Origin of the sequence: Portibacter marinus, assembly GCF_021533195.1 — a bacterium.
GTDB lineage: Bacteria > Bacteroidota > Bacteroidia > Chitinophagales > Saprospiraceae > Portibacter > Portibacter marinus.
On sequence record NZ_JAJNKB010000004.1, the window covers coordinates 115,994 to 127,452 of the forward strand.

The window sequence follows — 11,459 nt, forward strand, 5'->3', positions numbered from 1 at the left end:
AAAAAAGGTACGACAGCCGACTCGCCATCATACCTTATAAACTAAGCCTAAGGTGCTCTTCTAGTTGTCGTCTTTGCTGGCCATTTTCTTAATAATCTTGCCATCAAGATCGCAAACAACTTCCATTTCTTTACCGCCTACCAAAAGATCCAATTCATAGAATTTTCCAGAAGGTGTTTCTGTGATATCAGCCTCTTCTATTTCAAAACCAGGGATATCGGCTTCCAGAGCTGTTGTAATCGTTGCAGGCACATCTTCGATTTCTACTTCCTGCTCCGTTTTCAGCCACGATCCATCTATTGTGAAAGTAGCTTCGTACTCCTGATCAGCTAGTAAAAATTCCGCTTCCCAATTTCCATCTTCCTCTTCCCAAAATACATCCGTTGCATCAACATATTTTGTCTCAAAAGCCGTAGTTACAGCTTCAGGAACATTGGTAGATAAATCATCTTGTGCCTTAACGCCAATGGTCAAAAGAACCATTGCCGCAAATAAAATTGATAATCTTTTCATAACTCTTTCTTTTAATTTTTATAAGTATGTTCAATCAACATGTCTCCATGTTTCCTTTAAAACCTTATTGGGCCACATTAGATTTTATTTAAGATCGAAAAAGCTGCTAAAAGATTTGATCTTATATTTCACCGTACATTATGATGAATTAATAGGTGCCAAAATCCTAAATTGTCTTGTGTGAGTACTTTCGCTTTAGGGGTATTATTCTTCGATAATTAATTGCGCACCTGGCTGATTATTTAACGAACTTAACGTGGCTACATCCCGACCCAAAGCATTATTAATAAGGATGGTTCCATAATTAGTGATATTGCCCTGATTAACAAAGGCACTTCCGGGATTTTGAAGGTCAACTTGAAGCGTTACCGCGGGCGAGATTTCCATATTAGCACCCTCTTCCAGATGAAATCCTGCCAGAACTGGGGTGTCAGCATTAATAAATAGGGAATTAACATTAGAGCACGAACAGTTTGGTATGACTACATGATCTCCTGTTCCAGGTAGACCACCATGCCAGTTGCCCGGATCAGTCCAGTCATTGGAACTTATACCGCTCCATATTTTGCTTCCGGCGGGGTAAATCGGTACGGAACTGTGATCAAAAAGTGTCCTGATGGTGCTGGTATCCAAGATCATGAAATTTTCATTTTCATACAGAGAATCCAGATTCAATGCTTCAAACCGGGCAAATTCAAATCTTCCGATTAAATCAGGATCCCAGGGCCTCGCATCGTAATTATTATTAAGGATATTATTATTCTGTTCCTGCCATCCCACCGCACTGACATTATCCCAATCCGTATAAGTAACAAAACCCATTTGAACCGTATCCGGAAAGTCAGGCCGAAGAAACCTTTCACGCAGGCGCCAATTCAGATTATCCTCACTACTCAGGACAACAACCACACTATCTTTTCGTACCATCCTCATATAAATATCGTTATTGCCCGCTCCTATATTCTGGATGCCAAGCATGGATGCACCGTTTCGCGTGGTTTTTATCTCCAACTGAAATTGTGTACTACTCGTCGCCCTTCCCATGGCTGCGAAAATATAATTTTGAATACCGCTCGGCCCACCGTTAATTGGATTAAAAATTCCTGTCGGTGTTCTGATCATGAGCCCGGCAAGCGAATAATCTGAACTGGGAGGCAAAGCATCGCCATCCCTCTGGGTTACAGTAATGTGGGTCGTCACTATAAAATTGCCACTGATTTCTTTAAACAAAAGTACTCCCCGCCAATTGGCATACCAGGAACTGGTCCAGGGCATCATATACAACTCACCCGGATAGGTAAACGATATGTCATGTTCTTCCAGATGCTCTGCTGGCTGGCCTCCCGGAGTCATCCACCCTTCGATTTGCGTGATATTTTGCCAGTTTGAAAGGTTACAGGGACTATTAAATTCGTCGTTTAGCGCAGAATGCTGTGACCATAAAAATCCTGCCATTGACATCAAATAAAACACTAGTAAAATACCTCGAATGTTCATATTGAAAGGGGCCTATTTAAATTTTCTCTTATATAAATTTAAAGATTTTACAATTTCCATGAGTACAAAACTTCATCTTGTGTCCTCTATAATATAAATGGTCAGCACCAATTGATAAAAAATAATGGATAGATGAGCACATTGAACCCATATTCCGGAGTGTGGAATGAAGAAAAGGCTTCTTTTTTACTAGGGCGAACTATATTCGGCAAGACTAAAGCTCAGATTGCACAAGTAGCAAACATGGGATTGGAGCAAACTTTATCAGTCTTATTTCAGGATCAGCCAACCCCGGACCCACCTATACATTACCGATTTCAAAATGACCCTGACGCTCCTCCTGGCACAACCTGGGTGGATAAATACTATCCTGCCAACGATATTATGGGTTTAAGAGTAGCGAGACGTAATTCCGTGATTGTGTGGCAGACCGGATTGATGCAATCTTCGGGACTGTCCGTACTGGAAAAAATGGTGCTGTTCTGGCATGAACACTTCCCGGTGAATAATATCAATAGAGGTGAGGTAAGTTATCAATATCTATCGGCTATTCGAACGCATGCTTTAGGGAACTTCAGAAAACTTGTGGAGGAAATTACCGTTTCTCCGGCAATGTTGATTTTTCTAAATGGGAATCAAAATGAAGCTCAATCACCCAATGAAAATTATGCTCGAGAATTGTTGGAACTGTTCACAATAGGCAGAGGAGAAGCGGCTGGGGAGGGGGACTATACTAATTATACGGAGCAAGATATTGTACAAATTTCAAGAGCTCTTACAGGTTGGAAGATCAGACTTTTAGAAACGGGATATGTAACCAGCTTCTTCCGAAATCAATTGCATGATGCAGGAACTAAGCAACTTTCACATCGATTCGATCATACCCTTATATCTAATAGTGGCGCAGAAGAGTACAAGCAAGTCATCGATATCATTCTTAAGAAAAAAGAAGTCGCACGATACATTTGCAGGCAGCTTCACATATGGTTTGTAGGGAGCAATATTTCAGCTGAGGTGGAGGCCAATGTCATAGAACCTATGGCAACCATAATGTATGATCAAGATTATGATATTAAAGCACCTTTGAAAGCGTTGCTGGCATCTGAATATTTCTATGATGATCAGCACGAAGGATGTATGGTCTCCTCTCCACTGGATTTTCTTTATAAATCCATTAATACGCTGGAGGTCGAAATGCCAGATAGCATTATTGCTCAATACTTTGTCTGGGAAGCGATTGCCAGAGCAGGAGATTTGTTGGAGATGGCAGTAATGAATGTACCATCTGTTGCAGGCTGGAAAGCTTATTATCAATCCCCGGGATACTATCAATATTGGATCAATTCGGTTACTTTGGGATTTCGGGAAGAAGTGGCTAATGCCCTTCTCACGCAAAGTGAAGTAAGGGGCTTTAGATTTGGAATCAACGTGTTAAAGTTTGTAGATGGTATTGAAAATGCCACTGACCCTAATGAATTGATCATTAACATGGGCAAACTAATATTTGCCTTTCCCCTTTCGCAAAATCAGATCGACTATCTAAAAAATGTATTGATCAATGGATTGCCTGATTTCGAATGGACAGTGGAATACGGAATGTATCTGGAAAATCCCACCAATGAGGATCTGGCGGTTTCTGTGTTCAATAAATTAACCAATCTGATGGCTACTATGATGAAAATGCCTGAATATTATCTAATGTAAGAATTTCACCAAATGAAAAGGAGATCCTTTATTAAATACAGTTCACTTTTATCCACACCACTTCTAGTAGGAGGTATTCCCATTTCTTCCATAGCACGTTCAGCTCGTTCTGCCGGAATTGGTGAGGAATCAGACAGGGTATTGGTCCTGGTCCAGCTCAACGGTGGAAATGATGGATTAGCTACGATCTTTCCCATGAATTCTTATGATGCATTGGCCAATGTTCGTTCGAATATCATTGTTCCTGAAGGAGACTTGTTGGATTTTGAATCTACTTTGAAGTGGCATCCTTCACTTTCCGGTTTTAAGTCTCTTTATGAGAATGCACAGATGAATATCATCCAAAATGTGGGCTATCCCCAACAAAATAGGTCACATTTTAGAAGTACAGATATCTGGAATACCGGTTCTTCCTTCGATGAATTTAAACAGACTGGTTGGCTTGGCAGATATCTTGATGCACAATATCCTTCCTATCCCTCAGAGTATCCTAACCTAGAATTTGAAGACCCCTTTGCTTTGACCATTGGAAATGTCGTCTCCGAAACTTGTCAGGGATTGGCAGGTAATTTTAGTATGGCACTGGCTGACCCTAATAACATCTCTCAATTAGCGACTCCAGTAAACAATGAGTTAGCTTCAGGTTGTGGTGCGGACCAACTAGGTTTCCTGGTCAATGCCATCGAAAAATCCAATGAGTATGGCGACAGGATTCGTGAAGCCTATGAATTAGGCAACAATTCCAGCGCACTTTACAATGACGATGATCGCTTAAATGTTCAATTAAAAACGGTTGCCAGGCTCATTTCTGGTGGGTTGAAATCAAAAGTATATGTGGTGAATATCGGCGGATTTGATACCCATGCAAATCAAACAGAAATCGGCGATCCTTTAGTGGGGCAGCATGCGGACTTATTGACTTCTTTGGGTTCGGCCATAGCTGCGTTTCAGGATGATCTGAAGCAATTGGGAGTGGGTGAAAGAGTGCTTGGGTTGACCTATTCTGAGTTTGGGAGAAGGATCAGGTCGAATGCCAGTTATGGAACCGATCATGGAGATGCCGCTCCTTTATTTGTTTTTGGTCAATGTGTGAATGCGGGAGTGATTGGCAGTGATCCGGTGATCACCAAAGAAGTAGATGGCAATAAAGCAGTTGATATGGAGACCGACTTCAGAGATATTTATGGTTCCGTTTTGATCGACTGGTTTGAGGCCAGTGAGGAAGAGGTCAAGGATCTATTGCATGATGATTTTAAGTACATACCTATCGCTGCTAATTGTAATGCACCGACAGCTGTTTCGGATCAGGTCGCCGATAAGATTCGTTTAAAGGTCTATCCTAACCCGGCTAAGGAACAGACGATGGTCGAATTTCAGGTGGAGTCATCTTACCAACGCATTTCATTATTGAATTCTATGGGTCAGGAAATTCGAGTGATCAGTAATCGAAGGTTTGAGACCGCTACTCATCAGATTCCAGTTGACCTGAGAAGTTTGGTTCCAGGCCAATACTATGTTCAGATGATCGGTAGGCAGGGGCAGAGCGTGCGGAAGTTGGTAAAAATATGAGGGTATGGTTAAAATGAAATTTTATTTCTACTGTCTCGGTATTTGGAGCTTCAGCTGCAAGAGAGACCAAATGTTTCAGCTGCTTTGGGACTTACAGGTTCAGCTGCACGAAAAGTGATCAAAATTTAATTGCAATTTATAACACAACATCATTCATCATCCCTGATCACAATCACTTTCTCAGTGATGACTCCTAATTCAAAGGTCTCACTCAATTCACCAAACTGCACCTTGATTTCCCTGTCTCCATCCATTTCATTATTGTCTATTGCATTGATCAAAAACCTCGCTTGATTAGCTCCCGGACCAATGGTAAGTACCAACTTATCATCTGCCCCTTCATTGACCCTATAGTCTTCTCCCATGACCGCGCTTCCATCAAATGTTAATTCAATCGTCCCGCCATCAACAGAAACTCGATCAAACATGATCGTAACATTTGCACTGGTACTCGTATTTTCGTCTATAAATACGGTGTCTGCAGTAAAATCAAGCGTTGTCACAAGTATAGCGTCGTCATCTAAGATTGTGAAAGTCAGCGTTGGTCTGGAACCCAGAAATAGATCCCCGGACGCGTCATCCAAAATCACTAAAAGAACTTTATCATCTTCTTCCACATCATTATCAATCGGTTGAATCGTCACTACCTCTGAAATGGAAGCTGCGGGTATATTTAGCGTTGTGGATGCTGATCCAAAACTGGTTTCGTAATCTTCTCCATACTCACCACCTTCCACGATGATATCTACCGTTCCACCATCATGATTAATCCTATTGATTCCCAGCCTGATTTCCACCGACTCGGTATTGCTTTCCGATACTTCAATTGCACTGTCTACAAAACTCACTATTCCCTTGACATCTTCTTCTTTTTGGCATCCAACCAAAAGAAGCAACATGATACCCACTAAAATTACATATGACCTCATTCCTAATTTATCTTTTCTTATACTATTGGGTTGCAAAATTACTGTTTAAAACTTAATCGTATCAGGTTTACTTATTCTCTAACCCAGACTCTGATCGCTTCCGGCGGTAAGTCAAAAACTTGATCCCTTCCACTCAAGGTAGAATACTTTCCCTTTACTCCATTAAAATGGTCAAAATGATCATTATTCCCAATTAACCTCCATTTCCCTTCGGCCAACCCATTGACATAGAAAGTAAAAGGATATTCCGCAGAATTTAATATGACCATCACTTTTTCATCAATAACATAACCCAGCGCTTTTTCATCCCGTGGGGCAATCCATTTAAAATAAGAATGATGGGGATGATTTGCGAGTCTGAATATTTCTCCTGTGTCGCTCAATCTAAATTTGATCAAGCCTTGCCAATAAGCATGCATTCCTTTATAATCAGCAGCAGCCCCTCTCTCTTTGGTCTTACCGACATTCTCCCATACAAAATTATTAGGCCACCTCATATTGTAGGTATCGCCTTTACCGTGAAATGCCAATTCCTGCCCGTTATTCATCACCTTCACCACCTCTTCTAACTCCGCAAGCCCTTTGCTTCTCATGATTTCAGTTCCACCGTGAAGGACAATGGGCCCCAAAGAAGTATGAAGCAGGACTGCTGCCATTTTAAATCGATTTTCATCTACACCTTTACGGCCGTCCCAGTCTTCCAGGGCAAACTGATCAGCCAGAGCCCAATTATCATGTATATCTAGGTAGTTGATTCCACTTAATAATGTAGAGTCATCAGGAAATCCACCACTTAAAGCCTTCATGACGTCCCCTCTAAATTCATACCTCCCTCCCGGCCAGCCTCTATCCTGTGATTTATCTACAGGTGTAGAAGTTGTGCCTTTGAATGCTGTTCTGGAATCATCCTGAAAAAAAGTGATGGGAGCATTGTGTTTATACCAATCCCAACTGGGGTTTTCTTCGAAATCTGGGTCATTGGAACCAATCCATGGTTCACCGTAAATGATAATATCGTCGCCAAGCGCTTTTCTCAAAGCTATCAATGTTTGTCTGTCTACTTGCCCAGCCAGATCTATCCGGAAACCATCAATACCAAATTCCTCTATCCAATGCCGGCATTGATCGATCAGCCAGCGTTGCACCATGGGACGGTTCTCCGTTTTAACTTCATTGCCGAACACCCCAATGTGTTTAAAATCTTTGGTTCGGTAATAATAGTCTTTACCTAACACATTCCAATGAAAATAACAAGAACCACCATCCATATTTTCTCCCGTATGATTGGGAACAATATCAATGATTACTGCCATATTTTGATCATGAAAAGCCTGGACCAAGTCTCTAAATTGTTCCCTCTCCGCACCAGGGAAAGTATTTTTAGCGCGATAGGAGGATTCAACAGCAAAGGCATGTGTTGTGCGATAACCCCATTGGTAATTCTCTTCGGCGATTCCGTACTTTTGCATGTAAGGATCATCCTGAAATGAAGCTTGCCATTCATCCACAGGATAATTCAAGAATTCCTGCATGGGCATCAAATGCACCACATTGATTCCTAAATCTGCCAGGTAGTCAAAACCTATCGGCTCACCTAATGAATTTTTCAGACCAGGTTGTATCATCGCAGGAATTGTGCCTTTTAAGTCCGCGTCGACAGGCAATTGATCTGTAAAATCTATGACATGGACTTCATACGCCACCACATCCTCCATAGCAGGCCTCCCATTCTTCAAAGGGCTAGCTGGTTCAGTCTTAGGAAATACCATTGACCTTCCCCAGGCACCATCCTGTACTCTTGAATAAGGATCTGAGATGTGGCCGGAATTTTCATTAAAATCAGGGATGTTGACTTTAAAATCATACCATTTGCCTGTCAGATTACCATTCGCAAAATGTTCCCAAACTCCATGTCCGTCATTCTGCATCTCGTGTTTTTCGTAGTGGTCTCCCCTTTCATCTTCATACAGATAGATGGTGATGTTAGTAGCTCTTGGAGAAAAAATTCTGAATGTGGTTGTACTTTCATCGGGCGCAATTTCTGCTCCCAACTCTTTATCACTGTACAGCGTCCGATACCAGCCATCAAAAGTGCATAATATTTCCTCGTCCATTTCCTTATACGAAAGGAAGTGTAGTCGCTTCATGTCCAATGGCTCAGCAATATGTAAAATCATGGTCTCCTGTTCATGAGGTAAAACCGTTGTGATTTCGATCTTGTGGCCCTCTTTATTTCGCAAAGTAAAAGCCGCTGGATCAAAAGACCGATCGACTCCCCTCATCGTCACCCATATGATTCGGTCATTAACGATATCTGCTTTCATATAAGGCGCTTTTCTATCATACATAAGTATCAAATTTCCGTTTTTACTGTTAGGTGCAAGGGCTGGTGGTGAAAGCCATTCGCCTTCATCGATTCTGAATTTAAATGGGTCCTGAGGTTGTAACTTCTTAAATTCAATATCACTGATCTCCAAAGTCCATAGTGAACTGTCCTTTTTCTTTTTCAATTGCCATTCTACCTTATTCATGTCCTGGTCCCAACTTCTAAAGGCACCTGTGACCACCACTTGCTGCGGCTTTACATCATAAAGAACTTCGTCAAAAATATAAGTGAGTTGGTCATCAACAAGCTTGTAACCCTGTTGCCGCTCCAATTCCGTATATTGCTGAGCACAAAGCCAAAACGGCAGTATAATCCATATTACTATTCGCATGCAGCTGCTCTTTTGAGTTTGTCATTTATCGCTCTCCCCAAACCATGATCCGGCACATACTCCGTAATGATTAAATCTAAATCCATTTCATCAAGTTCACGAAGATGTGCAAATAAATTTCTGGCAGCCTCCTGCAAATTCCCTGATTTTGAAAGTATCAGTTGATTTTCAACGGGAAAAATTGGACTAGCTTCCTGAAATTTTAAAACACCAATTCTTTCAAAATTGTATTTATCCAAATCTTCTATTTGGGGTCCGATAAGGACGGGCACTTTGGGTGCATAATGACTTTTCAACATTCCGGGAGCTTTGGGATTGCTACTACTATGCAATTCCACTTTGACTTCATGTCCCAAATCCTCAACCGCTACTCCACCCTTCCTTAGTACCCAAATTTCGTTATTTCGACATTCTATAATAGTGGATTCTAGCCCGACTTCGCATTGACCACCATCCAGGATATATCGAATTTGCTCTCCCAGTTGCTTCTGAACATGGGATGGCTCTGTCGGACTAATGTATCCGAAAGGGTTTGCGCTCGGAGCTGCTAATGGGAAATCTAACCGAGCCAGTAGTTTCTGTGTCAATGGATGAACCGGTATCCTTATGGCCACTTTATCGGACCCTGCGGTGATCAAGTCAGGCACCAAGTCTGTCTTCTCTAGTAAAATGGTCAGCGGCCCTGGCATGTATTTGTGTGCCAATGTTTTAAGTTGATCGGGAATATTGACAACCAGGTTGTTGATCTTCTCTAGACTCGATGTGTGAAGTATGAGTGGGTCGAAAAAAGGCCGTTTTTTGACTTGAAAAATTTTCATGACGGCGTCTTGGCTCAAAGCATTGCCCGCGAGACCGTATACGGTTTCGGTCGGAATAGCTACCAGTTCGTCTTTTTGAAGTAAGTCGATGGCTAGAGAGAGATCGGTGCCGATTTGGGCCATGGGTTGTGTGAGTATAAATTTGGATTGCAAAGTTAGTGAATAGGTTTCAATAGTGCATGGGAAGTGGTCATAATGTGTTAAATACTGGTCAGAGCGGCATACGGATTTATTACTGCTGGTGTAGAAAAGGTAGATAAAATAGAAAAGTTTAATTCTTTCTGGAAGTTGTATTAGGTTGCAAGGAAAGTTCAAGCTCCAGAACTAAAGATTCTACAGTCTTTTCGAGGGATGGGTAAAACCTTCGCGGTACTTCCTGGCCAATAACTTCGTTGACTCCTCGTCACCATGAATCATTCTCGCCTCATGATCGTAGCTCACCGGTCTTCCCACATCAAGTGCAACATTGGCCAAAATACAGGATGCGCTACTGATCAAACCTTCCTCAATGTCAGCTACCGGTCGGCTGCCTTTCTCAATGGCCGATAAGAAATCCAGCATATGTCTTCGAGTAGCTGGTGCAGCATGAATTTCCAAATCTTTTTCACCCACATCTTCCGGATAAAGGTCCTTTTCTAACCATACCTCTCCGCGAACAACAGTCTTATCGTTTCCTACAAACTCATATTTGAAAACATCACCTTTAAGCAGGCCATGCTCTCCATATATCTTAAAAGCCCATGGGTAATCAGGATCTGCTGGCCTACCCCATGTCCTGTGCGTCCATACAACATTCATTTCATCATATTCAAAGACTGCTGTCTGTGTATCCGTAATATTGGCATTGCTCTCCTTTTGAACGAAAATCCCACCTGTTGAACTGATTTGCTCTGGCCATCCGAGCCCTAACATCCACCTAACCGTGTCTAACATATGTACGCACATATCACCGACTATTCCATTACCATATTCCATATATGCCCGCCATCGACGGTGGGGCAGACCGTCAAAAGGTCTTACAGGTGCCGGACCACACCAAAAATCGTAATCGAAGTGCTCAGGAACAGGTTGTACAGGTGGATCACCATTGAAACGCATGTGGTAATAAGAACATATTTCAATGTGGGCCACTTTGCCTAATAAGCCTTCATCTACAATTTTTTGCTTTGCTTCAACCAGGTGAGGAGTACTTCTTCGTTGTGTTCCTATCTGTACTGTTTTGTTGTGTTCACGAGCTGCTTTCAGAATCGCTTCACCCTCTAAGACATCGACGCTGATGGGTTTTTGCAAGTAAACATGTGCTCCTGACTGGATCGCATCAATAGCCGTAAGTGCATGCCAATGATCTGGGGTACCAATGATTACAATATCAAAGTCTTCTCTCTCCAGCATCTTGCGATAATCTGAAAAAACTGTAGGTTTCTTGCCTGATTTCTGTCTCTGAGAAATTATTTCTGCAGCTCCTTCAGCCATTTTTGCATCAACTTCTGCAATGGCTTTTACATTTACGTCTGCAACCTGAATCAACCTCAATACATCATTCTTGCCGTACCATCCCGTACCAATTACCCCCACTTGAAGTGTCTCCAGCGATTTGATCAGATCAAAACCTCTCCATCCCAAGGCTGAAATGGCACTTATGGCAGCAGAAGATTTTAAGAAATGACGACGATTGATATTAAAGCCACTCACGGCTTTAAAGTTAATAAATG

General features: G+C 41.9%; 8 protein-coding genes. 2 read left to right on the top strand and 6 right to left on the bottom strand.

Annotated elements, in window-relative coordinates:
* Nucleotides 1-60 precede the first annotated feature (60 nt).
* Nucleotides 61-513, bottom strand: coding sequence for a PepSY-like domain-containing protein (locus L2567_RS11555; RefSeq protein ID WP_235297931.1), 453 nt, complete (start codon nt 511-513; stop codon nt 61-63).
* 204 nt (nt 514-717) lie between these two features.
* Nucleotides 718-1,968 carry a hypothetical protein gene (locus L2567_RS11560; RefSeq protein ID WP_235297932.1) on the bottom strand — a complete coding sequence of 417 codons (1,251 nt, stop codon included), beginning with the start codon at nt 1,966-1,968 and terminating at the stop codon, nt 718-720.
* A 174-nt stretch (nt 1,969-2,142) separates the two neighbouring features.
* Here L2567_RS11560 and L2567_RS11565 point away from each other — a divergent pair, with 174 nt between their 5' ends.
* A complete protein-coding gene (locus L2567_RS11565) occupies nt 2,143-3,714 on the top strand; it encodes a DUF1800 domain-containing protein (RefSeq protein WP_235297933.1) in 1,572 nt (523 codons plus the stop codon).
* Between the two features lie 12 nt (nt 3,715-3,726).
* Nucleotides 3,727-5,283 carry a DUF1501 domain-containing protein gene (locus tag L2567_RS11570; RefSeq protein WP_235297934.1) on the top strand — a complete coding sequence of 519 codons (1,557 nt, stop codon included), beginning with the start codon at nt 3,727-3,729 and terminating at the stop codon, nt 5,281-5,283.
* A gap of 149 nt (nt 5,284-5,432) precedes the next feature.
* Here L2567_RS11570 and L2567_RS11575 read toward each other — a convergent pair whose 3' ends face one another.
* The 4 genes from L2567_RS11575 to L2567_RS11590 all read right to left on the bottom strand — a co-directional run bounded on the left by L2567_RS11575 (nt 5,433) and on the right by L2567_RS11590 (nt 11,439).
* Nucleotides 5,433-6,212: a Calx-beta domain-containing protein gene (locus L2567_RS11575; protein WP_235297935.1), complete on the bottom strand. Its 780-nt coding sequence runs from the start codon at nt 6,210-6,212 to the stop codon at nt 5,433-5,435.
* 71 nt (nt 6,213-6,283) lie between these two features.
* Nucleotides 6,284-8,929, bottom strand: coding sequence for an alpha-amylase family glycosyl hydrolase (locus L2567_RS11580; protein WP_235297936.1), 2,646 nt, complete (start codon nt 8,927-8,929; stop codon nt 6,284-6,286).
* Nucleotides 8,920-9,900: an L-threonylcarbamoyladenylate synthase gene (locus tag L2567_RS11585; RefSeq protein ID WP_235297937.1), complete on the bottom strand. Its 981-nt coding sequence runs from the start codon at nt 9,898-9,900 to the stop codon at nt 8,920-8,922. Before L2567_RS11585 ends, L2567_RS11580 begins: the two co-directional genes overlap by 10 nt.
* 180 nt (nt 9,901-10,080) lie before the next feature.
* A complete protein-coding gene (locus L2567_RS11590) occupies nt 10,081-11,439 on the bottom strand; it encodes a Gfo/Idh/MocA family protein (protein WP_235297938.1) in 1,359 nt (452 codons plus the stop codon).
* Between the last annotated feature and the right edge of the window lie 20 nt (nt 11,440-11,459).

Coding starts and splice junctions, on each gene's coding strand:
- L2567_RS11555 (WP_235297931.1), bottom strand. CDS start 513: ATGAAAAGATTATCAATTTTATTTGCGGCAATGGTTCTTTTGACCATT.
- L2567_RS11560 (WP_235297932.1), bottom strand. CDS start 1,968: ATGGCAGGATTTTTATGGTCACAGCATTCTGCGCTAAACGACGAATTT.
- L2567_RS11565 (WP_235297933.1), top strand. CDS start 2,143: ATGAGCACATTGAACCCATATTCCGGAGTGTGGAATGAAGAAAAGGCT.
- L2567_RS11570 (WP_235297934.1), top strand. CDS start 3,727: ATGAAAAGGAGATCCTTTATTAAATACAGTTCACTTTTATCCACACCA.
- L2567_RS11575 (WP_235297935.1), bottom strand. CDS start 6,212: ATGAGGTCATATGTAATTTTAGTGGGTATCATGTTGCTTCTTTTGGTT.
- L2567_RS11580 (WP_235297936.1), bottom strand. CDS start 8,929: ATGCGAATAGTAATATGGATTATACTGCCGTTTTGGCTTTGTGCTCAG.